The sequence below is a fragment of the Halapricum salinum genome (assembly GCF_004799665.1).
Classification (GTDB): Archaea; Halobacteriota; Halobacteria; order Halobacteriales; family Haloarculaceae; genus Halapricum; species Halapricum salinum.
In genome coordinates this window covers 2,779,617-2,805,458 of record NZ_CP031310.1, presented here as the reverse complement: position 1 = coordinate 2,805,458, position 25,842 = coordinate 2,779,617, and the positions used below count along the sequence as shown (strand labels likewise).

Annotated in this window: 24 protein-coding genes; 13 read left to right on the top strand and 11 right to left on the bottom strand. The window is 64.7% G+C overall.

Annotated features, from left to right (window positions below; all coding sequences use genetic code 11):
• The first annotated feature begins 99 nt into the window (after positions 1–99).
• From DV733_RS13755 to DV733_RS13740, 4 genes are all read left to right on the top strand, one after another.
• A complete protein-coding gene (locus tag DV733_RS13755) occupies positions 100–1,548 on the top strand; it encodes an RNA-splicing ligase RtcB (RefSeq protein ID WP_049992567.1) in 1,449 nt (482 codons plus the stop codon).
• A 60-nt stretch (positions 1,549–1,608) separates the two neighbouring features.
• On the top strand, positions 1,609–3,420 hold the full coding sequence (locus DV733_RS13750) for an ArnT family glycosyltransferase (RefSeq protein WP_049992566.1): 1,812 nt from the start codon (positions 1,609–1,611) through the stop codon (positions 3,418–3,420).
• A 63-nt stretch (positions 3,421–3,483) separates the two neighbouring features.
• Positions 3,484–4,446: a WD40/YVTN/BNR-like repeat-containing protein gene (locus DV733_RS13745; protein WP_049992565.1), complete on the top strand. Its 963-nt coding sequence runs from the start codon at positions 3,484–3,486 to the stop codon at positions 4,444–4,446.
• A gap of 84 nt (positions 4,447–4,530) precedes the next feature.
• Positions 4,531–5,208 carry an HAD family hydrolase gene (locus DV733_RS13740; protein ID WP_049992564.1) on the top strand — a complete coding sequence of 226 codons (678 nt, stop codon included), beginning with the start codon at positions 4,531–4,533 and terminating at the stop codon, positions 5,206–5,208.
• Here DV733_RS13740 and DV733_RS13735 read toward each other — a convergent pair whose 3' ends face one another.
• Positions 5,209–7,122: a molybdopterin biosynthesis protein gene (locus tag DV733_RS13735; protein ID WP_049992563.1), complete on the bottom strand. Its 1,914-nt coding sequence runs from the start codon at positions 7,120–7,122 to the stop codon at positions 5,209–5,211.
• On the bottom strand, positions 7,115–8,338 hold the full coding sequence (locus tag DV733_RS13730; RefSeq protein ID WP_049992562.1) for a molybdopterin molybdotransferase MoeA: 1,224 nt from the start codon (positions 8,336–8,338) through the stop codon (positions 7,115–7,117). The genes DV733_RS13735 and DV733_RS13730 overlap by 8 nt, the downstream gene beginning before the upstream one ends.
• A 105-nt stretch (positions 8,339–8,443) precedes the next feature.
• On the opposite strand from DV733_RS13730, the gene DV733_RS13725 reads away from it, so the two are divergent.
• On the top strand, positions 8,444–9,589 hold the full coding sequence (locus tag DV733_RS13725; protein WP_049992561.1) for a DUF63 family protein: 1,146 nt from the start codon (positions 8,444–8,446) through the stop codon (positions 9,587–9,589).
• Between the two features lie 10 nt (positions 9,590–9,599).
• Here DV733_RS13725 and DV733_RS13720 read toward each other — a convergent pair whose 3' ends face one another.
• The 3 genes from DV733_RS13720 to DV733_RS13710 all read right to left on the bottom strand — a co-directional run bounded on the left by DV733_RS13720 (position 9,600) and on the right by DV733_RS13710 (position 14,336).
• Positions 9,600–11,300 carry a YcaO-like family protein gene (locus DV733_RS13720; RefSeq protein WP_049992560.1) on the bottom strand — a complete coding sequence of 567 codons (1,701 nt, stop codon included), beginning with the start codon at positions 11,298–11,300 and terminating at the stop codon, positions 9,600–9,602.
• Between the two features lie 133 nt (positions 11,301–11,433).
• On the bottom strand, positions 11,434–12,252 hold the full coding sequence (gene tbsP, locus DV733_RS13715; RefSeq protein ID WP_049992559.1) for a transcriptional regulator TbsP: 819 nt from the start codon (positions 12,250–12,252) through the stop codon (positions 11,434–11,436).
• Between the two features lie 209 nt (positions 12,253–12,461).
• Positions 12,462–14,336 (bottom strand): hypothetical protein, encoded by a 1,875-nt coding sequence (locus DV733_RS13710; RefSeq protein ID WP_136342359.1) that lies wholly within the window; start codon positions 14,334–14,336, stop codon positions 12,462–12,464.
• Between the two features lie 319 nt (positions 14,337–14,655).
• On the opposite strand from DV733_RS13710, the gene glyA reads away from it, so the two are divergent.
• A complete protein-coding gene (gene glyA, locus DV733_RS13705) occupies positions 14,656–15,924 on the top strand; it encodes a serine hydroxymethyltransferase (protein ID WP_049992557.1) in 1,269 nt (422 codons plus the stop codon).
• On the opposite strand, the gene DV733_RS13700 is transcribed toward glyA, so the two are convergent.
• Positions 15,925–16,293, bottom strand: a complete 369-nt coding sequence (locus DV733_RS13700; protein ID WP_136342358.1) for a hypothetical protein — start codon at positions 16,291–16,293, stop codon at positions 15,925–15,927. It abuts the gene before it with no gap.
• A gap of 111 nt (positions 16,294–16,404) precedes the next feature.
• Here DV733_RS13700 and DV733_RS13695 point away from each other — a divergent pair, with 111 nt between their 5' ends.
• Positions 16,405–17,298, top strand: coding sequence for a bifunctional methylenetetrahydrofolate dehydrogenase/methenyltetrahydrofolate cyclohydrolase (locus tag DV733_RS13695; protein WP_049992555.1), 894 nt, complete (start codon positions 16,405–16,407; stop codon positions 17,296–17,298).
• Here the strand turns inward: DV733_RS13695 and DV733_RS13690 are convergent.
• Positions 17,295–18,008: a DUF7117 family protein gene (locus DV733_RS13690; protein ID WP_049992554.1), complete on the bottom strand. Its 714-nt coding sequence runs from the start codon at positions 18,006–18,008 to the stop codon at positions 17,295–17,297. The two genes, DV733_RS13695 and DV733_RS13690, sit on opposite strands and share 4 nt — an antisense overlap.
• A gap of 85 nt (positions 18,009–18,093) precedes the next feature.
• Here DV733_RS13690 and DV733_RS17385 point away from each other — a divergent pair, with 85 nt between their 5' ends.
• A complete protein-coding gene (locus tag DV733_RS17385; protein WP_170178708.1) occupies positions 18,094–18,243 on the top strand; it encodes a hypothetical protein in 150 nt (49 codons plus the stop codon).
• Between the two features lie 238 nt (positions 18,244–18,481).
• Here the strand turns inward: DV733_RS17385 and DV733_RS13685 are convergent, their stop codons facing one another.
• Positions 18,482–18,751, bottom strand: a complete 270-nt coding sequence (locus tag DV733_RS13685; protein ID WP_049992553.1) for an amphi-Trp domain-containing protein — start codon at positions 18,749–18,751, stop codon at positions 18,482–18,484.
• 264 nt (positions 18,752–19,015) lie between these two features.
• Here DV733_RS13685 and DV733_RS13680 point away from each other — a divergent pair, with 264 nt between their 5' ends.
• Together DV733_RS13680 and DV733_RS13675 are read left to right on the top strand one after the other, a co-directional pair.
• A complete protein-coding gene (locus DV733_RS13680; RefSeq protein WP_049992552.1) occupies positions 19,016–19,291 on the top strand; it encodes a PadR family transcriptional regulator in 276 nt (91 codons plus the stop codon).
• 317 nt (positions 19,292–19,608) lie between these two features.
• Entirely contained in the window at positions 19,609–20,952 is a 1,344-nt protein-coding gene (locus DV733_RS13675) for an aminotransferase class III-fold pyridoxal phosphate-dependent enzyme (RefSeq protein ID WP_049992551.1), read from the top strand.
• A 6-nt stretch (positions 20,953–20,958) separates the two neighbouring features.
• Here DV733_RS13675 and DV733_RS13670 read toward each other — a convergent pair whose 3' ends face one another.
• Together DV733_RS13670 and DV733_RS13665 are read right to left on the bottom strand one after the other, a co-directional pair.
• A complete protein-coding gene (locus DV733_RS13670) occupies positions 20,959–21,486 on the bottom strand; it encodes a hypothetical protein (protein WP_049992550.1) in 528 nt (175 codons plus the stop codon).
• Between the two features lie 420 nt (positions 21,487–21,906).
• Positions 21,907–22,452: a hypothetical protein gene (locus tag DV733_RS13665; protein ID WP_049992549.1), complete on the bottom strand. Its 546-nt coding sequence runs from the start codon at positions 22,450–22,452 to the stop codon at positions 21,907–21,909.
• A gap of 131 nt (positions 22,453–22,583) precedes the next feature.
• On the opposite strand from DV733_RS13665, the gene pan2 reads away from it, so the two are divergent.
• From pan2 to DV733_RS13650, 3 genes are read left to right on the top strand one after another with little or no spacing between them, the layout of a single operon-like run.
• Positions 22,584–23,807, top strand: coding sequence for a proteasome-activating nucleotidase Pan2 (gene pan2 / locus DV733_RS13660; RefSeq protein ID WP_049992548.1), 1,224 nt, complete (start codon positions 22,584–22,586; stop codon positions 23,805–23,807).
• Positions 23,808–23,858: 51 nt separating this feature from the next.
• Complete coding sequence (locus tag DV733_RS13655; protein ID WP_049992547.1) at positions 23,859–24,278, top strand: universal stress protein; 420 nt, start codon at positions 23,859–23,861, stop codon at positions 24,276–24,278.
• Between the two features lie 36 nt (positions 24,279–24,314).
• Positions 24,315–24,707 (top strand): hypothetical protein, encoded by a 393-nt coding sequence (locus DV733_RS13650; protein WP_049992546.1) that lies wholly within the window; start codon positions 24,315–24,317, stop codon positions 24,705–24,707.
• Here the strand turns inward: DV733_RS13650 and DV733_RS13645 are convergent.
• Entirely contained in the window at positions 24,704–25,825 is a 1,122-nt protein-coding gene (locus DV733_RS13645; protein ID WP_049992545.1) for a KaiC domain-containing protein, read from the bottom strand. The two genes, DV733_RS13650 and DV733_RS13645, sit on opposite strands and share 4 nt — an antisense overlap.
• Positions 25,826–25,842 lie beyond the last annotated feature (17 nt).

Below are 25,842 nucleotides of genomic sequence, written 5' to 3'. Positions count from 1 at the left end.
GATATATAGACGGTCGATACATTGGCACAAGAAGATGTCGACTCGGGGCGAATCCGTACCACAACGCTTTCACCCCAACACGCGTACCCTGGGCTACTGATGCCCGTCGAACTGTCGGGGACATATACGACGGCCACGATCATGGTCGAAGACGAGTCGCTACTCGAAGAGTCGGCGATCGAACAGATCCAGTCGGTGATCGACCACCCCGCGTTCACCGAGCCGGTCGTCGTGATGCCCGACACGCACTGGGGCGCGGGCGCACCGATCGGGTTCACGATGGCGCTGCCCGACCGAGTTGTCCCGAACATCGTCGGCGTCGACGTCGGCTGTGGCATGGCCGCGACGAACCTCGGAGACTCCCTGTCGCTCTCTCACGAGGAACGCGAGCGCCGGGTCCGGGAGGCGATCCCGATGGGCCGGTCGGTCCACGACTACGACGACGCACCACACCTCGTCGAGCAGTTCCCCTTCGAGCGCGCAACCCAGGTCTTCGAGCAGTTCGACGCGGCCTATCGCGAGCGATTCGGCGAGTCGATCGACCCGCTCGAATTCGACTTCTCGGGCTACGACGAGGCCTATTTCAAGTCTCTCTGCAATCGCGTCCTCTCACGCAAGCGCCAGGGGATCAGCCACGTCATCAAGAGCGCCGGGACGCTCGGCGGCGGCAATCACTTCGTCGAGTTCGCACAGGCCCGCGACTCCGGCGAGTACTGGCTGGTCATCCACAGCGGCTCGCGCTATCTCGGCCTCGCAGTCGCCGAATACTGGCAGGAACGCGCCACCGACCTCCGCAACGCCGACGCCATCCGCGACGCCGTCCCCGACGACCTCGAAACGTACCTGAAATTCGATCCCGAAGCCGTGAGCGACTCGGACCTCTGGGCATGGATCACCGGTGGCAAGGGCGAGTCCCACATCGACCGCGAGGCCGTCCTCGCGGACTTCGAGGGCAAAGAAATCGAGCGAGTGTTCGATCGGCTGAACGCCATCGAACCCGACCCCGAGGAACGCAACACTGATCTGGACTTCCTCGACGGTCGGGAAGCTCACGGCTACTACGTCGACATGCTGTTCGCCCAGCAGTACGCCCGCTGGAACCGCGCCCTGATGAGCGACGCTGTCTGCGAAGCGCTGGGTGTCGAGCCCGTCGATCGCTTCCAGTCCGTGCACAACTACATCGACTTCAGGGACCTGACGATCCGCAAGGGCGCGACACCGGCCCGTGAGGGCCAACGGCTGGTCGTCCCGTTCAACATGGCCGAGGGATCGGTCCTCGCTCACGGAACGGGTAACGACGACTGGAATCAGACGGCTCCGCACGGAGCGGGCCGGACGATGAGTCGCCGGGAGGCCAGCGCGAGAGGCAGCGTCGAGGAGCTCGCCGAACAGATGGACGGCGTCTACTCCGAGTCGATCGTCGAATCGGTCCTCGACGAGGCCCCAATCGCCTACAAGGACGCCGGGGCGATCGCGAGCGAACTCGAAGCCACCGCCGAGATCGTCGAGTGGCTCGATCCCGTTCACAATCTCAAGGCCACCGAGTAGGAAGGTGCCGTCGGTCGGAAAAGCAACCCTTTTGCGCCCGCTCGCTGGACTCACAGACATATGTTGGGTCTGGGGTCGCTGGCTGCTCGAGCGAAGCGACGGGTCCTCGCCGATCTCCGTTCGGACCCGTATCTCGTGGCGATCCTCGCCGGCGCGGCCGTCTTTGCCGGGCTGTTCGTCTGGCAAGAGATTCCGAACTTCGCGACCTGGGACGGCCGCGATCGGGTGCTCGATCCGATGGTCGCCTACGGGCGGGTCATCGACGAGCCGAGTCTGGGCGCGCTCCGCGAGGGAGTCGTCTGGGGGCGCGAACCGTTCGGATCGACGTTTTACCTCTACGGACTCGTCGTCCTGCCGGTCGTGCTGGCGGCTGCGGTCGTCGGCGATCTCGACGCCTTCGCCCAGTTCGGACTGCCGACCCAGGAGTTCGGCTTCTGGGAAGTCTGGCACGCGACGCCCGAATGGATCTGGACGTGGACGATACTGCTCATCCGTCTTCTGAACGTCCTGTTCGCCCTCGGCGCGGTCTATCTCACCTACCGACTCGGGACGCAACTTCGCGACCGGACGACCGGGCGACTGGCCGGCGCGTTCCTCGCCGTCACCTGGGGGCTGATCACGCTCGTCCACGAGGCCGGCGAGGACGTGCCGTCGCTGTTCGTGCTGTTGCTCGCGCTCTACCTGCTCGTGCGGTACGTCCAGGACGGTTCACAATGGTACTTCTTCGCCGCGAGCGCGGCCGGCGCGGCCGCGATGACGCTGAAACTGACGACCGCGCTGATCGTGTTCGTGATCCCCATCGCGCACCTGATCCGCGTCCAGGGTGAGGGCCGAGACTGGCGGTCGATACTGGACGATCGTGCCCTGATCGCGAAAGGCGCGGGAATCGGCGCACTCGTGATCGTCCTCGGCTTTCCCACGTTACTCGTCGGGGGCGTCGCCGAGTTCGTCTCGCGGGTCTTCGGCCATCCGGCCTACCGGGTCACGGTCACGAAAGGCCCCGACGCCCCCATCTGGTGGTGGTTCCTCCGCGGCTATCTCACGACGCTGGGTCTCCCGCTATTCCTGGCAGGAGTTGCGGGCGTCGGCGCCGCACTCGTCCGGTTCCGCCGGCGACTGCCCGCCGTCGACGCCTCGGCCGTCCTCCTGATGTATCTACTGGGCCACGTGCTCTTGCTCGCGACCTGGCACGACTTCCGGCCGCATCACCTCCTCCCCACGCTGCCGCTGCTCGTCGTATTCCTGGCGATCGGCCTCGCGGACCTGCGCGACCGTAGACCTGCGATTGCTCGGCCCGTGATCGCGGTGTTGTTGCTCACGACAGCCGCCTACGCCGGCGTGGGCGCGGCCCAGTACGGCTCGATGCCCAGAGCGGAAGCCGTCGACTGGATGAACGACAACGTCGACCGGAACGCGACCATGGAGATCTACACCTCCGGGTTCGAGGAGGCCGCCGTCCCCCACTGGCTGGAGGTTCAGTACATCGACGGGGTCGAGGACCAATCGACGCTGGAGCCCTGCCCCGAATACGTCCAGCTCACCTATCGTGACTTACTGTATCTCCGTGACGTGCCCGACGACCACCGGACGTGGTTCACCCGGACCAATACCACCGAACGGCGCGAGCACTACCGGGGGCTACTCAACGGGAGCTACGGCTACGAGATCGTCGCCGAGTTCGGGGATCGACCACCCAACTTCGTCCCCGATCGACCCACGCCGGGATCGATCACCGAGATTCTCCGCAACGGGATCTACCCACACACGAACCAGTACTCCGACGAGCAGGAACTGCGCGAGAATCAGTACGTCGCGATCCTCCGACGGAACGGTACCTGCACTCGCCCGCTCGACCGCCCGCCCGGAACGTGACACCTACGTTACTGAAACACAGCTCAGAGAAGCAACAAGTGACTGTGGGTGGAACTGGGAGATATGTTGTACGCAGGAAGCGACGATGGCGTGTATCGAATCGACGCCGAGTCTACGAGGAAGGTGCTCGACGCCGGGCGCGTGTATCGCGTTCGGCAGTTCGACGGCGTCGACGGCGCGTTCGCGACAGGCGAGTCCGGGCTGTATCACACCGCCGACGGCGAGCAGTGGTCGCAACTGAGTGTCCCCGAGTCGTCGGTGTATTCGGTCACTACCGATCCATCGGGACGCACGCTCTACGCGGGGACGCGACCGGCCCGGATCTACAGCGCCGACCTCTCGGCGGGCCTCCCGGCCGAGTCAGCGGACTGGGCCGAACTCGACGGCTTTCGCGACCTCCGCGAACAGGCCGACTGGGGCCTGCCGCGCCACGACGACAAGGCCCAGGTGCGGAGTCTGCAGACCCACCCCGACGCCCCCGAACGGATCGTCGCCGGTCTCGAAGTCGGTGGCGTCTTCGTCAGCGACGACGGGGGCGACACGTGGGTCGCACGCCACGCTAGCGACGTCGACTCCGAACACCCCGACGACGTCCACGAACTCGTGATCGACGACAGCGAGACGTTCGTCACCGCGACCGGCGACGGTCTCTTCCGAACCGCGGACGCCGGCCGCACCTGGCGACGGCTCGACACCGGCCACAGTCAGCGATATTTCCGGGGTGCACTCGTCCACGACGGCGTCGTCTACGCCGGGGGCGCACACGGTCCCTCGCCGACCTGGGACGAGAACACCGACCACGCCATCTTCGAGTCTCACGACGGCGAGACGGTCGAGACGGTCCTCTCACCCGTCCCCGACGAACTGGTGGTCGGCGGCTGTGTCGCAGACGACGAGGTGTTCCTCTCGACCCACCGCGGCAGCATCCTCCGGCGAACCGACGACGGCTACTCGAAGTTCGGGTCGGTCCCGACACCGGGCCAGCTTCGGGGACGATACCTCCACCTCACGGCTGTCGACGTGTAGTGTCGCGCGACCGTCGCTGACTCGTCGCGAGTGAACCGGCGGCGGAAAGCATTTACTGGATGATCGACTAGGTTCGCAGTCCTCATGGCGAACGCGGCCTACGATGTCTGGTTGTTCGACCTCGACGGGACGCTGATCGACATCGAACCCGACCATCCGCGGTGGGTGTTCGACGAGATCGGGGACTGCCTGGGCCGCGACTTCTCCGATCAAGAAGTGCGGATTCTCTGGCACGGTCTCGGCGGGACACGCAACGAGCAACTGCGCGAGTGGAGGATCGATCCCGAGCCGTTCTGGGAGGCCTTCCACGAGATCGAAGATCCGATCCGCCGCGCAGAGGCGACCTACCTCTACGACGACGCCGAACGGTTGCTCGCCTCGCTCGATCGCCCGGTCGGCCTCGTCACCCACAGCCAGACCCACCTCACCGAGGCCGCGCTGGACCACCTCGACATCGCCGACTGGTTCGACACCGTCGTCTGCTGTGACGACGAGATCGGCTGGAAACCCGACCCCGACCCGGTCCACCTCGCGCTCTCCGATCTGGGCGTCGCCGGCAACGGCCACGACGGCGTCTTCGTCGGCGACAGTCCCGGCGACGTGGGCGCGGCCTGGAACGCCGGTCTCGACGCCGCCCACGTCGAACGCTTCGATCCGCACGAGCGCGGCCAGTGTGTCCGAGCCGACCACCGCGTCGATCGCCTGGACGACCTCTGGGCGCTCGCTGGGACTGCCGACAGTGGCTCCGAAGACGCCGGGTGATCAGGGTTCGTAGCCCGCCAGCGACTCGAACACTGTCTCGTCGTCGATCGCCGTCGCGAGTGCTTCGACACCGGGTTTCCCGGCGCGGTCCTCGGCTGCGACGACCCGAACCGTCTCGGACCCCAGCGAGACGAATCCCAGCCCGAGTTTCTCGGCCGACACCCGGAGCCCGAGTCCCGCGTCGACGTCGCCGCGCGCGACCATCCGCGCCGGGCTCTCGTGGGCGCGGGCTGCCCGCTCGTAGCCCGAAATCTCGTCGGCTGCGTTCTCGGTATCCAGATGAGCGAGCGCAGCGTCGAACGTCGCCCGCAGGCCGCTGTCCCGGGGTCGATTGACGAACGACAGATCCGCCGCGACGAGCGAGTCAAGCCCCTCGACAGCGTCTGGGTTGCCCTCGGGGACGAGCAAGCCCCACTCGCGAGTCCACGAACCGACCTCCGTGGCGTCCGACGGGGGCTCGATCGGCCCGCTGAGAGCCGCGACGTCGGTGATCCCGTCTTCGAGTCGGCGGACACCTGCTCGCGAGCCATCCGCGAGATAGCGCGGCCGCTCCACCTGGTCGAGCAATCGCGACAGCGCCGGATCGTCCTCACCACACCCCACGAGCGTCGGAATACGCACCGAGGGCGAGAACAGCTGGACCTCGACCCTCTCACCCGAGGAGAGTTCGTTCGTGTCCGGTTCCATCGCCACGACGCCGTCGGCAGCCGTCAGCGACGTCGTCGCGCCGCTGCCCTTGTCGACCGGATAGACCAACGTCTCGCCCGCCCCACTCTCTCGCGGCGCTGCCGCTCGACTGTCCGGTTCGGTCCTCGAACCGCCCTCGACCAGCCCGACCGGCATGTACCGTAGCCGACCTTGTTCGAAGCGCTCGCGAACGGCCATCCGCCCAGTGATCGTCGCCGTTCGCCCTTCCGGCAGGCCCGCAGCCTCGCGGATCGCAGGCGCGACGAACGTCCGGAAGATCGTCAGCGCCGAGACGGGATAGCCCGGCAGTCCGACGTAGGCCGCCTCCGCGAAGCGCCCGACGAGCATCGGTTTGCCCGGCTTGACGGCGACCCCGTGCAAGAGCAGGTCGCCCAGGTCCTCGACCACGCGATAGATCACGTCTACCGTCGAGGCGCTCGTCGACCCCGAGGAAAGGACGAGGTCGCACTCCTCGGCGGCCTGCCGGAGGACTCGTTCCAGTTCGTCCAGATCGTCGCCGACGTGGGGGTAGGTGACGGCCTCGCCGCCGGCCTCTTCGACGCCAGCAGCGATCGTGTGGGTGTTGACGTCGTAGATCTGGCCCGCGCGGTGGTCGAGGTCCTCGCCTGGCCGGACGAGTTCGTCGCCCGTCGAGACGATCCCGACCCGCGGCGGTGCTCTCACGGAGACGTCGGCGACGCCGAGTGCCGACAGGAGGCCGATCTCGCGGGCCGTAATCTCGGTCCCGGGTCCGAGTGCGCGCTCACCCGCCGCGATGTCCGCGCCCGCGAGCATGACGTTCTGGCTGGGCGTGACCGCCGTCCGGATCGCGACCGTCCCCTCGTCCGGCTGGTCGGTGCGCTCGACTTTGACCACGGCGTCCGCGCCCTCGGGCAGCACTGCGCCAGTCGAGATCTCGACTGTCGTCCCCGCCTCGACTGTCACATCGGGATTTTCACCGGCGTGAACCGCTCCAGCGAGTTCGAGTTCGACGGGATTCGCCTCGCCCGCGCCCACCGTGTCGCGGGCCCGAACTGCGTAGCCGTCCATACCCGCCCGGTCGAACCCCGGGACGTCGATAGTCGCCTCCAGGCGCTCGGCCAGCACCCGGCCGCGAGCCTCGTCGAGGGCGACAGTTTCGGTGCCGCCACCGACATCCAGGTCCGCGATCGTCTCGTGAGCCTCCTCGGGGCTCGCGAGGTCACGGAACTCGGTCCGGTCACTCATTGTACTCCCAGTTCTCGACCGCGACTGTTTCGCCCTGTGGGATTCCCTCCCGGGACTCGGGGACGACGACCCAGCCGTCGGCCTCGGCCACGCTCGAAAGGACGCTCGCGCCGCTCGTCCGGGTCGGTTCGGCGATCGGCTCACTCTCTTCGTTGTCCCCCAGGCGAACGCGAGCGAAGGTCCGAACGCCGACCTCGCTCGGGATCTTTCGGGCGAGTCGTGCCTCCGTCCTCGGCAGCGGATTCGTCGGCAAGTGGCCGATGTGCTTCAGGAGGGGGCGAAGTAACTGGACCGCGCCGACGATACAGGAGACGGGATAGCCCGGCAGCATGACGATCGGGCGACCCTCGACGATCCCGAGGCCGGCGGGATGGCCGGGTTTGATCGCGATGCCGTGAACCAGCACCTCGCCGAGGTCCTCGACGACTTCGGGGAGCAGGTCGCGCTCGCCGACCGACGACCCGCCGGTCGTGACGACGATGTCCTTGGTCAGGTCCCGCTGGATGGCCGACCGCAGCGCCGAACGCTGGTCGGCGACGATATTTCGATCCGTCGCAGCCCCGCCCCAGCGCTCGACGTACCGCGAAACCGTGAAGCCGTTGGTCTCGACGATCTCGCCCGGCTCAGGATCGTGCTGGACGAGTTCGTCGCCGGTCGGAACGACCCCGACAGTCGGTCGCTGGGAGACCGCGACCTTCCCGACGCCGGCGACCTTGCACAGGCCGAGATCCGAGGGTCGAAGCTGATGGCCGGCTTCGAACAGCTGCTGGCCCTCCGAGACGTCCTCGCCCACTGGACCGACGTTGGCCCCCTCGGCGACGGCCGTTTCGATCTCAACGCGGTCGTCACGCTGGCGCGTTCGTTCGACCTTGACGACGGCGTCAGCGCCCTCGGGAATCGGACTCCCGGTGTGGACCCACTGGGCCTGTCCAGGTTCGACGGGTCCCGAGTCGACGTTCTGGCGCTCCATGACGACGGGCGAGCGCTCGCTCGCGTCGAACGTCTCGCTGGCGCGTACGGCGTACCCGTCCATCGCCGCCCGCTCGTAGTGGGGCACGTTGCGCCGGGCCGTGACTGGCGCGGCGAGGACGCGGTCCTCGGCCGCCGACAGCGGGAGTCGATCCGTGCGATCGATCGGCGTCGTCGCCTCCTGGATCGTCGCCACCGCGTCGGCCAGCCGTGTCACCTCGCTGAATCCCCTCGATTCGTCGCTCATACCTCTCCCTTCGGCGGGTACAACTAAAGGCCCACGGGGAGCGGTTCGACACCGGCCTCGCACGCGACCGGAAATCTAAACACGCGCCGTCCCGCCTACTCGGGCATGGACGTCATCGATCGGATCGGCGCGGTGCGGCTGTGGGTCGCCGCCTTCCTCGCGAGTGTCGCGGGACTGGCCACCGGGTCGACCCTCGCACATCGGACAGTGTACGACGGGTTCATCTGGCGGTACTTCTGGGGCCCGGTCGCCGCGGACGCACACAACGCCCAGTGTGCCATCAACGACGGCGAATCAGTAACCTACGGATACGCTGACGCCGTCTGCACTGGTGTCCCGTCCGACGCGTTCGTCGCGACGCCCGGATACACCGCCGTCTCGGAAGTCGGCTACATGATCGTCGGGCTGTTCTTCCTGCTCGGCGTGATCCTGCTGTTGCGTCGACTCAACCTCGGCCACAACCGCAATCTCTTCTTCGGGCTCGTGCCGTTCATGCTGTTCGGCGGCGTCCTCCGGGTCGTCGAGGACGCAAACGACAGTGTCATGGGTCCGAACTTCGGCGGGGAAGCACTCATCCCCTATCCGACCAACACCCTGTTGATCAGTCCGATAATCTACTTCACCGTCTTCTTCGTCACGCTGGGCGCGCTGCTGAGTAGCGTCGCTCTCTCCAGGCGGGACTACGTCGACTCCTACCCGAAGACGCTCGGGATCATCGGAGCGGTCCTGTTCGTGCTCACCTTCGCCAGTCTGATCATCGTCTCGGTCCTCCGCGACTCCGTCGGGTTCTACCCATCCTTCCTGCTGGTGACCGTTGGACTCGCCTCCGTGATCGCCTACGGGATCTACTGGCTGGCCGAGCGATTCGCCCCCGAGATCAACCGCGGCACCGGCTACATCGGGCTGGTCGTCGTCTGGTCACACGCCATCGACGGCGTCGCGAACGTCCTCGCCTCCGACTGGTCGGACGTCTTCGGGTTGCCCTTCGGGTACGTCCCGAAACACCCGGCCAACGCGACCGTCATCTCGATCACCGACTCGGTGCTCCCCGCCTCCGTCACGGACGTCATCGGCACCTCGTGGCCGTTCCTGCTGATCAAGATCGTCGTCGCCGTCGCCATCGTCTGGCTGTTCACCGACGACTTCATGGAGGAGAGTCCGCGCTACGCGATCGTGATGCTGATGGCGATTGCAGCAGTCGGCCTCGGTCCCGGGACGCGGGACATGATCCGCGCGACGTTCGGAATCTGAAGTACTCCTTCTACGGGAAGGGATGATGTTCGCGATCCAGCCGCGGTTCGAACCCGAGTGACTCCGGGACGGTCCGGGCGCGCTCGCCGAAGTACGCGTCGTCGAAAAAGAGCGGCTGGGCTTTCGGACAGAGTACGCGCACGGCCTCGAATCCGATCGAGTCCACGTCCCGAGTCGTGATCCGACTCGCGTACGCCGACAGCTCTGCCTCGTCGAGACGGTCGAGAACGCGTTCGAGTTCGTCCCCACCGGTCGGCAGCTCCTCGGGACCGACGTCAGCCGCCGAGACGGATCGATCGACGTCGACGAAGGTCTCGATCTCCTCGGGGAAGTCGGCGTACCAGCCGATAGCACCGCTGGCGTCGGCCGCTGCCTCCCGACCCATCCCGCGCAGTTCCAGCCAGTTCTGGACGGCTTCCGACAGCGCCGACCGGGCCGCAGCCGCCGGGTCGAGGTCGGCGGCAGATCCGAGCGCGAACCGCGGCCACTCGCCCTCTCGGTGGACCGCCACGGCGACCACGGGAACGTCGACGTCCTGGGTCACCAACAGCGGCGTCACCGACAGCCCCTCCGCTCTGGTCCGGGAGGCGATCGTCTGGAACTGCTCGTCTGCGACCGCCAACCCCAGCGGTTCGAACGAGGAGTACCACGCGAGCATCGTCGCATCCCGTTCGAGCACCTCGTACAACCCCGAGAGCATGGCCTCGACGGTTCCGTTCCCGAGTCCGAGCCCCGTCGTTATCGCCGGCCTGATCTCCCGTTCCGGCGGCGGATACTGGACCAGTTCGGCCGGCAACCAGACGTCTCGCTTCTCCTGCAGGTCCTGGCCCTCGATCCAGTGCCGGGTGCGGTCGTCGTCGAGCAGATCCGGCGTCACGAACGCCGAGGGCAACACTGGATCGTCGAGGTCTGCGGGCGAGGCCTCCCGCAGGTCGGCGAGTCGATAGACGCCCGCACAGTAGCGTTCGAGTGCCTCACCCAGGGCTTTCATCAATGCCGCGTTCCAGTCGCCCGCGACGCCCGCGGCCTCCCGACTGGCCGTCGCGTCGCTGAACCCGCTCGTATCACACCCACGAGCGAGATAGTAGGGGACTGGATACGACTCGACCTCGCCGACTTCGTTGACCAGTCCCGTTCGCTCGTCCAGGGCCAGTTCCGCGCTCGCGAGCGCTTCGTCGACGTCTCTGTCACTGACCGTCCACTCCAGCGTCCGCTCGGGGGACTCACCACACGCACAGCCCGGCAGTGCGAGCAACGGATGTGTCGCCTCGGGAATCGTCTGTACCTGCCCGAAGACGTCCCTATCACCATCGGTCAGCACCCTCGCAGCCGCGCGACCGGCGATCGCGCCCGCGAATCGTTGCTGTGGGATCGCCGGCGCGGCCGTCGGCTGTTCGTCTGGATCGACGTTCGACTCGATCCGTCCTTCGAGACACGAATAACAGGCTGTCTCGGGACCGAATCCGGTGATCGCCGCGTCGACCACAGGGTAGCTACCCACGCCGCCAAGCTCGACGGCGATCCACGGTGTGGCTTCGAGCGTGTCGGTGACCTGTCTGAACACCTGATCGCCGGTGATACCAACGACAATCGCCAGCTCCGTCGTGTCGAGTTCGGCCGGATCCGTCTGCGTGACCGAGACGTCCACGTCAGCGAGCGCGGTCGTCACTGCCGCGGCCGCTGGGCCGGACCCGACGAGACCTACTGTCATCTCTGGGTTGGTACTCGCGTGCCGGAGAGAAAAACCCCAGGGCGTCGGAGTCGCCGGGAACCCTGACTGCTGTCACTCCAAGCGACTCCTGCTGCTCAGCGGCTGAAAAATGGTGAAATCGGCCACGGGTCGCTTACGATGCAATCAGGCTCTGGGCGACGCTCGCCAGTTCGTCGGCGTCGGCCTTGGTGAGACGCTCGTCGCCGAGCTTCAGACGCAGGCGCGGTCGCCCGACGTCGATCGGCACCTTCTCGGTGTCGATCAGGCCACGGTCTTCGAGCTGGGTCTTCGTCCGCGAGAACGTCGCCTTGCTCGCGAGGCCGATGTCCTCGCCCCACTTGCTGATGTCGTACAGCAGTTCGCCGTTCTTCGCGGCGACGAGCAGACTGATCGTTACCTCGTCCAGTCCGTCGCCGTCGCCGCGGGCGGTCTGCAACGAGTCCAACACGGCGTCGAAGTCCGCTGCAGCGTCGTCACCGATGTCGCTGATCAGGGTCTCCTGAACGGTCGACAGCGGCGGGGTGCGCAGCGAGAACTCCTCGGCGTCTTCCCAGCGGCTCTTGTAGTAGTCGTATGCCTCTTCGACGAACGCTTCGTCCGTCGTCGTCAGACCGGCCACCTGATCGCCCGCGCTGACCAGTGAGATGACCGCGTCCGGTGAGACGAGCAGGGAGTTGACTGGTTCTCCGTCGAGCACGCGAAGCGAGAGCACGTCCGACGCGACGAGGTCGGCGGCCGAACTCGCTACCAGGAAGTCGTCCATGACGTCCTTGAGATTGCGCTCGTCGGCGAGTACGTTCACTACGGGGACCTCCTCGATGCCATCCATCGACGACACCAATTCACGGATCGTCTCCGGGGAGGGGTTGACGACGACGAGCTCGCCGGCGCTCGTGAGTGTCGTCCGCAGGATGTTTTCGATTTCCGATTCAAGGAGGTTTTGGCTGACCATACTGTATTACTATATACTCAACGTATGTATTTAATTGTATCGACCAGCTTAGATTTATTTCAACAAGATGTAACGACAAGCGACGCTACCGTCTGGTCCACCTTTCTATCGAAGGAACTTGAATGTCTCGAATCTGTCGTACAGAACGGAAGAGCAACAGCTAAGGGAGGCACGTGGTCCCTGACCACGCGGGAGTCTATCAGCCGGGATCAGACCCGGTTGGCAAGGTCGTTCGACCAGTGGAACGCCCCGTCGTAGACGACCGGGAGAGAGGTTCCATCGAGGATCGACGCGAGTTCGTCGGCCTGGACCGTTGTCTCGACTGTCCGCCCGTACAGCCGTGCATCACCGTCGAACGGACACTCGTACCGGCGGCCAGTCGTCTTCGCCGAGACTGGCTCGTAGGTGACGTGATAGCCGTCGGGCTGATCGCTCAGCCGGAGGAGGGCCGGCTGGCCCCGGGTCGGGACCAGCGAGTCGGTGCCGTCGCCGACGACGGCGTAGTCTTTACCCATCAGTACCCGCCGTCTGGCCAGCCGGAGTGCGCCCTCGATGCTGAACCCGTGGACCAGCAGCCTGGCGAACGCCGTCCCGACTTTCGCCGCCTGTTCGTTCAGGACGGCCGTCAGCGTCACTGCCCCCGCGAGACTCCCCTGCTCGACCAGCCGCAACCCCTCGCGGTATGATCCGCAAGCGTTGAGGAAGAACGTCCGAGTTCGAGACTCGGGAACGTCGGCCATCGAGAGGTGTCCATCCGGGCAACGCAGCCCGCTCGCCTCACAGTGGCCGATGTAGTGGAGGAAGTCGTTGCGCTCGCCGAGCACGGCCGTGAGCTCGTCGGTTCTCAGTCCCTGTTCGACGCTGACGTCGATCGGGACGTCAGTCGCTCGTTCACGGTAGATCTCCGCGACAGCCGTGTGTTCGGCGGCCATCGACTCGTCGTTGAGGACGACAGTTACACTGAATGGATCGTCCGGTTGCCGATCGTAGCGATGTCTGTTCCGGTAGGCGCTGGTCGTCGTCTTGAACGCATCGAGTGGCGCACCGTCCGCCAGCCAGGCATGAGACGACCCCGCGCCGAGTTCCGGTTCGACGACGTCGACGGCTTCTATCCCACCCGCTGCCCGATAGGCGTCCGAGAGCGCCCGATCGAGCAAGTCGGCGCTCTCGATCGACGAGGCCGACGGCAGGTAGACGAGACTCATGTCGTCCAGCAGGTACGGCAGCGCCGGGACGTGCTCGACTGTCGGGCTGGCGGATGTCGAGAGGTGCCACTCGGGCAGTCGCTGACGCAATCGCTCTCCAAAGGCGCTCTCGTACCGTTCCAGCCGCTCGGCGACGGTTAACTCCCGGAGCCGGGCCGCGTCGAGGTCGTGTTTCGCCAGCAGCGGCGGCTCTGCCGGCGTATCTTCGCGAGCGAGACAGTCCAGATAGAACACCTGGCGTAGCAACGAGGCACACTCGTATTGAAATCCAGGGAGCGGCGAGAACGTCCGCTCGTATGCGCCCGTGTCTGCGACGAGCCGCGGCCGCTCGACGTTAGCGACCGTGACGGTCGCACCGAGGTAATACGCCAGCGGCGCGACCACGAACAGCGCGTCCAGCGACTCCGGAACCGTCACAGTCAGTGCCGACGTGTCCGCCTCGACGTCCAGTTTCTCAGGGACAGCGAGTGACGCGCCGACATCGACGAGCGGCGGATGTGACCGCTCGTCCGGATGCGAACGGGCTGGTCCACGACAGTGATGGGCGGCCGCCATCGCGGACAGACCGGCCGCGAGCCCGTCGGGCGTGGGTGGAATCGTGACTGTCGGAAGCGCCCCGTTCGGGTGGGCGTAAATCGTAACAGTTCGAGGCTGGTCGAACGATATCTGGACCGTCTCGTCGGTCCCCTCGACCGTTGCAGGTCCCTGGAACTGGATGACGACCGTGGGTGCAGCGTCAGGCGGTCGAGCACCACAGTCGGGAGTCGACGAGGACCGACACGACAGACGGTACGAACCGTCGGACAGCGGAAACGAATGGTCAGCCAGACGTGTCGTTCCCTCCCCGTGAACTCGTGCCGTCGTCGCCGGTATGGTCAATCGAGTCGTCGACCCCGTGATAGGTGCGCCGGTGTGAGCGCAGACGCTGATCGTCGCATCTCGATCGTCATCGTCCAGAGCGGGACGCGCGGTGGAGGGGTACCCCACCCAGTCGGCGGCAGCGATTTCGACGTCGAAACCATCGCCACCCCGACTTACTCCCGCATCTGTCACCCCCCAGGTGACCATGCATTCTATGCCTGTGCAGGAGACCCTATTATACTTACTGGTCGACCTGTTCAACCAACAACAGTTCGTAAGTTCACGTTCGCGACGGTGGAAAGGTAGATTATTATCCGGCGGGCCGCCAGTGACCGATATGGACTACGACGAAGTGCGTGCGATCGATCCGGAAGTCGCGGCGGCGCTTTCCGGCGAGGTCGAGCGGCAGAACGAGACACTGGCGATGATCGCCAGCGAGAACCACGTCAGCGAGGCCGTCCTCGAAGCCCAGAGTTCGGTCCTGACCAACAAGTACGCCGAAGGCTATCCCGGCTCGCGGTACTACGGCGGCTGTGAGTACGCCGACGAAATCGAGCAGCTCGCGATCGACCGTGCGAAAGACCTCTGGGGAGCCGACCACGTCAACGTCCAGCCCCACTCGGGCAGCCAGGCCAACATGGGTGTCTACCTCGCCGTGCTCGAACCCGGCGACAAGATTCTCTCGCTGGATCTGACCCACGGCGGCCACCTGTCCCACGGCCACCCTGCGAACTTCGCGGGCCAGGTCTACGACGTCGAACAGTACGAGGTCGACGCCGAGTCGGGCTACCTCGACTACGAGGGGCTGGCCGAGCAGGCCGAGGAGTTCGAGCCGGACATCATCGTCTCGGGATACTCCGCGTACCCGCGTGAGGTCGACTTCGAGCGTATCCAGGACGTGGCCGACGACGTCGACGCCTACCACCTCGCAGACATCGCCCACATCACCGGGCTGGTCGCCGCTGGCGTCCACGAATCTCCCGTGGGCGTCGCCGACTTCGTCACCGGCTCGACGCACAAGACCATCCGCTCGGGGCGGGGCGGCATCATCATGTGCGACGAGGAGTACGCCGACGACGTCGACTCGGCCGTCTTCCCCGGCAGCCAGGGCGGCCCGCTGATGCACAACGTCGCCGGCAAGGCCGTCGGCTTCAAAGAGGCACTCCAACCGGAATTCGAGGAGTACGCGGCCCAGACCGTCGAGAACGCCAGAGCGCTGGCCGACCGGCTCCAGAGCCACGGACTCGAACTCGTCTCCGGTGGCACGGACAACCACCTCGTCCTGATCGATCTTCGTCCCTCTCATCCCGACACGACGGGTAAGGAGGTCGAGGAAGCGCTCGAAGACGCCGGGATCGTTCTCAACGCCAACACCGTCCCCGGCGAAACGCGCTCGGCGTTCAATCCCTCGGGTATCCGCGCCGGGACACCCGCGCTCACGACGCGCGGCTTCGACGAGGAAGCATGTCGCGAGGTCGGCGACCTGATCGCGAAAATCGTCGACGCACCCGGTGACGAGAACGTCGTCGCCGAGGTCAGCGAGCGCGTCGCCGAACTCACTGACGAGTTCCCGCTGTACGACGACGACGAGCCGCTGTACGAGTGATTACGGGCGGCCGTACCGCAGGTCACGGCGAATCCCGCCTGTGATGAGCGAGATCGGGACCAGGACGATCATCGCGGCGGCGATTGCCAGCAGTATGGGTGCTGGCGGGAGCAACGCGAACAGGATGCCGAGCGTGTCGCCGCTGGCCTCGGCTTCGTCCACGGCGGTGCTCGCTGTCGGGTCGGTCGTGATCGTATAGAGGACCGCGACCAGCAGCGTCATGAACAGGATCGAGAAGCCGGTCCGAACTGGTCGAAAGAGAACCCGCCGCGTGTTGCGGCGGACCGCGCTCGTGTGTCTGTCGACGTCGCGTTTGGCGTCCCGTACGATGATGTTCCCCACGAACCCAAGTAGCCGTCGTCTAACCATGGGGTATAGACGCTGTCTCACAGCATAACTCTGCGTGTCGCCCGACACGGGGCAGAATAGAAGCGACCCGGATAGTGAACCTTTTGCCCGGGGCGGCCGGCCCTTCGGGTAATGACAGACGTCATCGACGGTAACGCCGTCGCCCAGGGGATCCGCGACGACTTGCGCGCCAGCATCGACCAGCTCGAAGCCGAAGACGTGACGCCGACGCTGGCGACCGTCCTGATGAGCGACGACCCGGCCAGCGAGACCTACGTCTCGATGAAGCAGGACGATTGCGAAGAAGTCGGCATCGAGGCCATCGACGTCGAGATCGATTCCGACGCGCCGGCCGAGGAACTGTTCGAGACGATCGACGAACTGAACGCCGACGAGAACGTCGACGGCATCCTCGTCCAGATGCCCGTCCCGGAGCACGTCGACAAGCGCGCGGTCCTGGAAGTGATCGACCCCGAGAAGGACGTCGACGGTTTCCACCCCGAGAACGTGGGTCGACTCGTCGCCGGGAACGCCCGATACAAACCCTGTACGCCCCACGGCATCCAGAAGTTGCTGGCTACCGCTGGCGTCGACACTGAAGGGAAAGACGCCGTCGTCGTCGGTCGTTCGGACATCGTCGGTAAGCCGATGGCGAACCTCTTCATGCAGAAGGCCGACGGCGGTAACGCGACGGTGACGGTCTGTCACTCCCGGACCGAGAACCTTGCCGAGAAGACCCGCGACGCGGACATCGTCGTCGCGGCGGCGGGCGTCCCGGAGATGATCGACGGGTCGATGCTCTCGGAGGGCGTCGTCGTCATCGACGTCGGGATCAACCGCGTCGACGCCGACACCGAGAAGGGCTACGAACTGATCGGCGACGTCGAGTACGACAGCGCCAAAGACAAAGCCAGCGCGATCACGCCCGTTCCGGGCGGCGTCGGCCCGATGACCCGGGCGATGCTACTGTACAACACGGTCAAGGCCGCCGGCCGACAGTCCGGCGTCGACATCGAATTACCCTAACGGCTTAGACTGTCGAGTCGCTCCTGTGCGGACGCGAGCGCCGGTTCGTCGTCGAGCGCCGCGTAGTGGCTCAGATCGACTAGCGCTTGCAGCAGTGTCTCGGCGGTCGCGACCTCGACCGCGCCGTCGAGAGCTTCGATCCGCTTCTTGTGATCGACGATCCGTCCGAGGACGGTTCGGGCGGTCTGGTCGGGCTGCTCGTCGAGATACCGGACCAGATCGCGACGATAGGCGTCGACGACAGCCGCCGTCGCGAGTCCGCGTGCGTCGGCGAGCGACGCCGGAACCTCCGCTGGCGGCGGGCGCTCACCAGCCTCGGCCCCCCGGAGTAACGACAGGAAGTACAGCTCTTCCTCCTCGCTCACGCGCATCGACCGGGCGAGTTCGCTAGCGACGTAGCGTAACTCGACGGCTGCGACGTACGTGGCGTCGAGCGGCTTGAGATCACCTGCATCGACGAAGCCGCGCTTGCGGACGTACTCCTGGCAACGATCTGCGGCGTCGGTCGCGACCTCCGCGAGCGCATCGCCATCGATCCGCTCGACGACCGGCGACAGTGACAGCGTGACCGGACTATCGGTGTGTTCGGTTCGCTCGTCGATGCCCACACTTCGGAGGCTGCCGCAGTCGGGACACTCGATCGAACCGGTCTCGTAGTAGGACCACTGGGACCCGCAGGATTGGCACTCACGCGCCCCTCGAACCTTCATACCTCGGCGTAGGCACGGGACGTTGAAAACAACCCCGTTCGAACTCGCCGGCAGTATTATCCGATCGGTCCCGCGACCACTAGACATGCGTGAGGAAGACGAAATCCGCGAGCAGTACGAGTTCCTCTGTGAGCAACTCGAAAGCGAGGAGATGCGCCACGAGGGTGTCAGAAAGTTGTTCACTCACTACAAACGGGCGCTCGGCTGGGTTCTGGAGGAAGAACCGTATCTGTAGTCCAGTCCCACGATTGCGTCCGAAGACCTCTCGGTATTCTCACCAATTGAGACGGTGTCGGTAACTTTAAGGCAATCCAGGCACCAGTTTCGGGTGACGCTTCGCTTGGAGGGCCGAAGCGTCAGCGGGGACCAATTCAGGGCGGCAAGCGTCCGTGTGGGCTTTTTCCGCCTGCACGGACGCTTTCCACTCGTTACGTGTAATCGAACTCGATAGCGACTGGGTTGTCTTGGAGTGCCTATTTGATCTCGAGCGAGCCGTCGCTCCCGTCGACGTCCCACTCGATCTCGAACTCGACGCTCAGTTCGCCTGCCTCTGCCGGCCCCTCGTGTTCGGCTTTCACCTCGAACTCTACGGATTGGGGTGGGTCGAGACTAACAGACTCGCTACCGCTTTCGAGCGTCAGCGCGTCTCCTGCGTCGAGTTTGTCCGCGACCGTTCGTAAATACGCGGCGACATCGCCTCGACTCGCGACCTGTTCGGACTTGAAGAGAACTTTTTCGGGCATCGTTACTGCTAGGCAATGGAGATATTTAACCCCAGCGACAAGAGAATGCATCGTCGACGTTCTATCTGGGATTGAACTACCAATCGTTATTGACGTCAGCTATTCTAGTAAGCCGAGGTATGTACTCACCTCAAATTACATCAGCGCCTTTATCCATTCAGAGTCGACTGAGAGCGACGTTCGTGTAGCTATCTCCGCCCACACACCAGTTCGAGTCGACATATTTATGAGATTCCGACAATAATATCCAGGTGGACATTACCGATGTACGACTTGACAGGATTTCAGCGTGACCTCCTATATGTCATCGCAGGCAAAGAGGAGCCACACGGACTCGCGATCAAAGAGGAACTCGAAGAGTACTACGAGAAAGAGATCCACCATGGACGCCTCTATCCGAATCTGGATACGCTAGTAGACAAGGGTCTGGTCGAGAAAGGACAACGCGACCGGCGGACAAACTACTACAGTCTGACGCGACGCGGGCGACGCGAGATCGAGGCGCGTCGCGAGTGGGAACAGCAGTATATCGACCTCTAAGCTGGACCGACAGGAGTCGTCGCGTTGCGTGGGGTTGAGCGCAGCTATCCTGCTCGCGACTGCGGTCAGTATCGGAGTCAAAGCTGGCCTGCCCGCCACAAGTTCGAACCGGTCGTTCGCCGGACAAACAGCCGTTTAGAGCAGTTACTTATAGTCGCCGCCACCGCGACCGGACTGACGACGGTCTGAGCGGCGGCCGGCAGAGTGACCGATCCGAGTAGTCGAAGGCCGGTTCGATAGTGACGGCGCCAAAACCATCACGAAAATAAGTGCACGTTTGACCCATCCTTATGAGGGCGGTGTCCGTACGTAGGGTTATGGATCGGGAGACAGCGACGCCGACGGTCACGTCGATGCCGGGCGAACGGGCGGCCGAGTTCGTCGAGCACGTTCACGAACACGCCGCGCCGAGCACGCACGTCTACGAGTTCGTCTGGCAGTACACCGAGGAAGCGATCGGTCCGTTCTGCACCGACGTCGACGGCAACGTTCTCATGGACTTCACCGGTCACGTCGGGGCCGCCCCGCTGGGCTACAACAACCCCACCATCCGGGATCGACTCGCGGAGTTCGACCTCGTCGATCCGATGAAGATCGCCGGCCAGGACTTCTACGCCTCCGCAGGTGAGGCCGACCTCCCGGGCCCCGACGCACTAATGGAACGACTCACCGAGATCTGCGACCACTACGACATGGACCGGGTCTTCCTCTCGAACTCCGGGGCCGAAGCGGTCGAGAACGCACTCAAGATCTGCTACGACGACACCGGCGGCAAGTACGGAATCACATTCGAAGGGGCGTTTCACGGCCGGACGCTCGGCGCGCTCTCACTGAATCGCTCCAAAGAAGTCTATCGCCGCGAGTTCCCCGAGATTGCAAGCGTCCACGACGCGCCGTTCTGTCGGGACCGACACTGCGATCCCCAGTCGTGTGAGTGTGGCTTCTTCGCGGGCGACACCTCCCAACTGCGGCGGATGCTCGACCCCGAGACGGGCCACGTCAACGCCGACGAAGTCGCCTACCTGATCCTCGAACCGATCCAGGGTGAGGGCGGGTATCACGTCCCGAGCGAGGCGTTCATGGACGAGATCGCCGCCCTGCAGGACGAACACGGCTTCCCGATCATCGCCGACGAGATCCAGTCGGGGCTGGGGCGCACGGGTGAGATGTGGGCCAGCGATCACTACGCGATCGAACCGGACGTCATCGCCGCGGCCAAGGGCCTGCGCGTCGGCGCGACAGTCGCTCCCCAGGACGTCTTCCCGGGCGAGAAGAGCCGCCTGTCCTCGACGTGGGGTGCGGGCGACATACTGGCGTCGATCCAGGGGAGTCTGACGATCGACATCATTCGCGAGCAGAATCTGACCGACAACGCGACCGAGCAGGGCCAGCACTTCCGGGAAGCGCTACGTGCGGAACTCCCCTCGGCAGTCGTCGAGGACGTCCGCGGGAAGGGGTTGATGATCGGTGTCGAGTTCGACACCAAGCAGCGCCGCGAGGCCGTCCAGGAGGCCGCCTTCGAGCGCGGCCTGCTGACGCTCGGGGCGGGCTACAAGACCATCAGGCTGCTCCCGCCATTGGACGTCACGAGTCGCGAGATCGAACTGGCGACCGAGGTGTTCGCCGAGGTAGTCGAGGCGGTGTCGCCAGCCGGTCGATGACTCCAGTCAGTTCCCGCTCCGTTCGCACCCCATCGAAGTGCTGACTATGCTGTCGTCGATCTCCCCGGATCGATCCACCCAGAGCACGTGGGCTTTCGTATTACAGTCTGACGGATCTACCGTGATTCGTTTTTCCCCGGATTCGCCTCCATAGTTCACAGTGAGCACATACTCACCCGACTGGCCCAGCCTGAGTCCGAGAGTTTCGTTCGCCGAGAGCCGGACAGATTCCTCGTGAATCGTCTCGTCAGGTCCGTACGACAGCGAGACGTCGAACGTTCGACTCTGGGAGTCTGCGTTCCAGACGTACGCCGTGACGACGCCCTCGAATTGCGCTGTCGACGGCTCACCGACCACGTAGCTCGGACCGATGTCTGGCCAGGTATGGTGTCCGAGAAACGGCCACGGGAGATTCGGCTGTTCGATACTGCCGTTCACGGTCGAGACGTCAGGTGCTGAGTCGGTAGTCGACGGCGTTCCGGAACACCCACTCAGCAGGAGCAGACAAGCCAGGAAGAGGGCTGGACGGGACATACCGACTCGTGTTTTGTTCAGGTCATATGTTTTGTGGTGAGAAGGGGTCGGCATACGACTTCTCCACAGCGGGGAAGATGCGGGCCGGCGGCGTGGTGTCAGCAGTCTCTCGGTAGCGCATTCGTCGTGTCTGTCTACGAAGCGAAACGCGGAGCGGCGGCGGTGGCGGTCGCGGAGGAAGCCAGCGGCCAGCGTTCATGCTGGCCGCCGGGGAGGAGTGGGGAGTCGTCGGGCGCAAACCGCGCCCGACTATAGAAAGCGTCGGCGTAACCCACGCGGATGCCGCGCCGATCGGCGCGGCTCCCGCAAGGCGGGCCTGGTGGACATGAAAAGGGCGAGCAGCCGCAGCCATGCGGCTGCGAGGGCTTTCGTGGAAATGAAAAGGGCGAGCGAACCGCGCCAGCGGTTCGCGAGGGCTTTCTACTGAAAGCCCCGGGTCACGTCCTCGTCGATCAGATCGTCGAGTTCGGCGTCGAGTAGTTCCTCGGCTTCCTCGAAGGTGTTCGTGAGGTCGTCCATCCCCTCGGGTCGGTCGTCCATCTCGTAGTCCATGGGGCCGTAGGCGGGGCTGTCGAGCGTGTCCATGATATCCTCGAACAGCGCTTTCGGACTCGTGGGTGCGTCGGCGTGGGCCTTGACGACTTCTTCCAAATTGTTCGCTTTCTCCTCGGCCTCGTTCTCGTCTGCGACGGGCTGCTGGACGCCGAACAGACCCGATCCCTCCTCGGGAAAGAGCGGTTCGATCTCGTCGTCGATTCGACGGGCGACCTGCGACCCCACGCCCTGAACCTCGAAGGGGTTCTTCGCGTAGGTCTTGAGCTGGTAGACACCAGTCGAGGGGTGTGCGAGATAGAGGTCTTCGCCGATCCCGTTCTTTCGGTCCCCACCGACGGCGCGCCACTGGTCGGGGTCGGTGTCGTTCTCGACCACGTCTTCGAGGATGTCCTGCCAGTCACGAACGCGCATACGGGCGGGTTGTGCACGGGTCAGAATGAAGATATCGATCCGTGGGATACACCCGCACGCGAACGTGGGGGTAGTATCCGGACCCGACCCAAAGGCACTTTTTTACTGACCCAATACCATTCGGTAAGCAGATGTCCCGTAGTCCCTCGCTCCCGGATCGACCCACGCTGGATCTCGATCCCGAAATGTCGCCGTCGGAACGACTGGCGGCGCTCGAAGAGCACTACGCCGAAGTCATTCGGGTGAATCGTGAACTCAAACAACAGGTGTCGGCTGCCAAACAACGCCAGGAGGAGTTGACCGAACAGGTCGACCAACTGGAACGGCAGAACGACACGCTCAAAACGTCCTCGCTGTACATCGCGACGGCCGAGGAGTTGCTCGACGACGGTGTCATCGTCAAGCAACACGGGAACAACCAGGAAGTCCTGACGGAAGTCTCCCCGCAGCTTCGCTCGGAGATGGAAGCCGGCGACCGCGTCGCGATCAACGACTCCTTCACCGTGAAGACGCGTCTGGACAGCGAGAAGGACGCCCGCGCCCAGGCGATGGAAGTCGACGCCTCACCGGAGGTGGTCTACGACGATATCGGCGGCCTCGAAGAGCAGACCCGCGAAGTTCGAGAGGCGGTCGAGGAACCGCTGCTCAACGCCGAGCAGTTCCGCGAGGTCGGTATCGACCCGCCGAGCGGCGTCCTGTTGCACGGCCCGCCCGGCACCGGCAAGACGATGCTCGCGAAGGCTGTCGCCAACGAGACCGACGCCACCTTCATCAAGATGGCCGGTTCGGAACTCGTTCAGAAGTTCATCGGCGAGGGCGCGAAACTGGTGCGGGATCTGTTCGAACTCGCAGCAGAACGCGAGCCGGCGATCATCTTCATCGACGAGATCGACGCGATCGCCGCCAAGCGAACCGAATCGAAGACCTCCGGCGACGCAGAGGTCCAGCGGACGATGATGCAACTTCTCTCGGAGATGGACGGCTTCGAAGACCGTGGCGAGATCAGGATCATCGCCGCGACCAACCGCTTCGACATGCTCGACCGCGCCATCCTCCGACCGGGTCGGTTCGACCGTCTCATCGAGGTTCCCGAACCGGGTCCGGAGGGACGCGAGCAGATTCTGGAGATCCACACCCGCGAGATGAATCTCGCGGAGTCGGTCGATCTGGACGACTGGGCCGGCGAAACGGCGGGCTTCACCGGGGCGGAACTGGCGAGTCTGACGACAGAGGCCGGCATGTTCGCGATACGGGACGGTCGGACAGCGGTCAGATCCGAGGACTTCGAGGACGCGATCGAGAAAGTCGAAGCCGAAGACGAAGACAGCGTGGGCACGCCGGTCGCGTTCAACTGAGCGGGACCGCTAGCCCGAACTTTGACGGGACTGGACTGCGACCACACAGGTATGCACATTCTCCTCCCAGTCGACGGATCCGATCAGGCTCGTGAAGCCTGCGAGTTCGTCGCCGATCGATTCCCCGACGACGACGTGACGCTACTGCACGTGATCAACCCCGTCGAAGCGGGATACAGCGTCCAGGCGTCGATCCCGACCTACTCCGAGGAGTGGTACGAACGTCAGCAGGAACGGTCCGAGGAGATCCTCGAAGAGATGGCAGCGATCGTCGGCGAGGCGCGGACGGTAGAGCGCGCGACTGAGGTCGGCAAACCGACGAATACGATCGTCAGATACGCCGAAGAGCACGACGTCGACCAGATCGTGATGGGGAGCCACGGTCGCTCGGGCGTGACGCGCATCCTGCTCGGGAGCGTGGCGGAGACGGTCATCAGACGGTCACCCGTTCCGGTAACAGTCGTCCGGTAGGGTCGGGTTTTTGCTACTGGCCCGTCGACAAGTGGTATGGCGAACGTGCGGGCGCTGGAGCGCCGGATCGAGCAACTCGAACAGCAGGTCGCAGGCCATCACCGCCACGGGACGCTCGCGAACCGGCTCGCGCGCCTGGAGGACACTGTCGAGGGAGATCCGATGCAACACTCGAGCATCGCCCAGCGGCTTGACGAGATTGAAGCCCGGACTCGCGGCGAGTCGATCCCCGAACGTGTCGACGAGATTCTCGACGACGAGATGACGGCCAGCGGTGTCGGCGAGCGTGTCGAGACGATCGAAACGAAGCTCGACCGCCTCGAAGAGCGAATCGAAGCGGTCGGGGAAACTGCGGAGGTCGAACGCCTGTGCGACCGGGTCGAGGCACGGCTGCTGGCGCTCGAACACGCGCTCGACGAAGACAGCTAGAAGATGCTCGCCTGCTCGTAGACGTCGATCCCATCCAGTGTGATCTCGTACGGCTTGGTAGCCCGGGAGTGGTTGGCGTTTCGGATCTTCTGAATTTCGACGGCCAGACGGGTCTCGGAAGCGTCCCCGCGGACGTACTGGAGGACGAACACGGCGTCGGTGAGGTATTCGATGATGCCGTGCCGTGAGGTGTAGGGGTTCTCGTCGTCGGCTTCGCTGGTGAGCATCGTGGTGACGCCGGCTTCTTTGAGCGAGCGCGTGAAGTCGAAGACTTCGGTGCGGCGTTTCGACTGGTCGTCGTACATCATCTCGAGCAACGATACCGAGTCCAGCACGAGACGCTCGGCGTCGAACTCCCGGATGAGTACCGGCAGTTCGCCACGGATGTTGTCGAGGCTGTTGGCCATCTCGACTGGGTCGAGGTCGACAATCGCTAGCTGGTCTTCGCGCTCGTACCGATCGAACTTCCAGCCGCGCTCGTTTGCAGTGTCGAGGATCGCCTCACGGCTCTGTTCGAGCGTGATGAACACCGCGCTCTCGCCCTGTTGAAGGCCGTGATGGAGAAACTGGAGCCCGAAGGTCGTCTTGCCGGTCCCGGGCGAACCGATCGAAACCATGAGATGCCGTTCCGGGATCCCGCCCTGGATCATGTTGTCCAGTCCGGAGATTCCGAGATCGATCCGAGGGATCTCCGACTCGTAGTCCTCCTCGTCGAAATCGGTCGAGCTACCGCCACCACCACCGGGACCGGCCGACGCCATCGCACTTCCGAAGTCGCCGTCGAACAGCGAACCGCCGCCCGCGTCGTCACTGAACGGATCCTCAGCGGTGTCGCCGCCGAACGAACCGTCGCTGTCTCCGTCTCCAAACGACTCCTCAGTAGCGTCGCCACTGAACGGGTCTTCGACATCGTCTCCGCCGAAGGCGTCTGCGGCGTCGCCAGTGTCAGCACTGAACGCGTCGTCCGGCGCCTCGGAGTCGAACGCGTCGTCGGCATCAGACGGCGACTGAGAAGCCGAGTCACTGTCGACCGACTCCGATGATGGCGAGTCAGCGGCTTCGGCGTCGTCCTCGAAGGCGCTCTCGAACCAGTCGTCGTCGCTGTCGTCCTCACTCATCGCGGCACACCTTGCCT

What these genes read in the sequence shown, in the direction of transcription:
- DV733_RS13755 (WP_049992567.1), top strand. Translation starts at nt 100, where the DNA reads ATGCCCGTCGAACTGTCGGGGACATATACGACGGCCACGATCATGGTC.
- DV733_RS13750 (WP_049992566.1), top strand. Translation starts at nt 1,609, where the DNA reads ATGTTGGGTCTGGGGTCGCTGGCTGCTCGAGCGAAGCGACGGGTCCTC.
- DV733_RS13745 (WP_049992565.1), top strand. Translation starts at nt 3,484, where the DNA reads ATGTTGTACGCAGGAAGCGACGATGGCGTGTATCGAATCGACGCCGAG.
- DV733_RS13740 (WP_049992564.1), top strand. Translation starts at nt 4,531, where the DNA reads ATGGCGAACGCGGCCTACGATGTCTGGTTGTTCGACCTCGACGGGACG.
- DV733_RS13735 (WP_049992563.1), bottom strand. Translation starts at nt 7,122, where the DNA reads ATGAGTGACCGGACCGAGTTCCGTGACCTCGCGAGCCCCGAGGAGGCT.
- DV733_RS13730 (WP_049992562.1), bottom strand. Translation starts at nt 8,338, where the DNA reads ATGAGCGACGAATCGAGGGGATTCAGCGAGGTGACACGGCTGGCCGAC.
- DV733_RS13725 (WP_049992561.1), top strand. Translation starts at nt 8,444, where the DNA reads ATGGACGTCATCGATCGGATCGGCGCGGTGCGGCTGTGGGTCGCCGCC.
- DV733_RS13720 (WP_049992560.1), bottom strand. Translation starts at nt 11,300, where the DNA reads ATGACAGTAGGTCTCGTCGGGTCCGGCCCAGCGGCCGCGGCAGTGACG.
- tbsP (WP_049992559.1), bottom strand. Translation starts at nt 12,252, where the DNA reads ATGGTCAGCCAAAACCTCCTTGAATCGGAAATCGAAAACATCCTGCGG.
- glyA (WP_049992557.1), top strand. Translation starts at nt 14,656, where the DNA reads ATGGACTACGACGAAGTGCGTGCGATCGATCCGGAAGTCGCGGCGGCG.
- DV733_RS13700 (WP_136342358.1), bottom strand. Translation starts at nt 16,293, where the DNA reads ATGGTTAGACGACGGCTACTTGGGTTCGTGGGGAACATCATCGTACGG.
- DV733_RS13695 (WP_049992555.1), top strand. Translation starts at nt 16,405, where the DNA reads ATGACAGACGTCATCGACGGTAACGCCGTCGCCCAGGGGATCCGCGAC.
- DV733_RS13690 (WP_049992554.1), bottom strand. Translation starts at nt 18,008, where the DNA reads ATGAAGGTTCGAGGGGCGCGTGAGTGCCAATCCTGCGGGTCCCAGTGG.
- DV733_RS17385 (WP_170178708.1), top strand. Translation starts at nt 18,094, where the DNA reads ATGCGTGAGGAAGACGAAATCCGCGAGCAGTACGAGTTCCTCTGTGAG.
- DV733_RS13685 (WP_049992553.1), bottom strand. Translation starts at nt 18,751, where the DNA reads ATGCCCGAAAAAGTTCTCTTCAAGTCCGAACAGGTCGCGAGTCGAGGC.
- DV733_RS13680 (WP_049992552.1), top strand. Translation starts at nt 19,016, where the DNA reads ATGTACGACTTGACAGGATTTCAGCGTGACCTCCTATATGTCATCGCA.
- DV733_RS13675 (WP_049992551.1), top strand. Translation starts at nt 19,609, where the DNA reads ATGGATCGGGAGACAGCGACGCCGACGGTCACGTCGATGCCGGGCGAA.
- DV733_RS13670 (WP_049992550.1), bottom strand. Translation starts at nt 21,486, where the DNA reads ATGTCCCGTCCAGCCCTCTTCCTGGCTTGTCTGCTCCTGCTGAGTGGG.
- DV733_RS13665 (WP_049992549.1), bottom strand. Translation starts at nt 22,452, where the DNA reads ATGCGCGTTCGTGACTGGCAGGACATCCTCGAAGACGTGGTCGAGAAC.
- pan2 (WP_049992548.1), top strand. Translation starts at nt 22,584, where the DNA reads ATGTCCCGTAGTCCCTCGCTCCCGGATCGACCCACGCTGGATCTCGAT.
- DV733_RS13655 (WP_049992547.1), top strand. Translation starts at nt 23,859, where the DNA reads ATGCACATTCTCCTCCCAGTCGACGGATCCGATCAGGCTCGTGAAGCC.
- DV733_RS13650 (WP_049992546.1), top strand. Translation starts at nt 24,315, where the DNA reads ATGGCGAACGTGCGGGCGCTGGAGCGCCGGATCGAGCAACTCGAACAG.
- DV733_RS13645 (WP_049992545.1), bottom strand. Translation starts at nt 25,825, where the DNA reads ATGAGTGAGGACGACAGCGACGACGACTGGTTCGAGAGCGCCTTCGAG.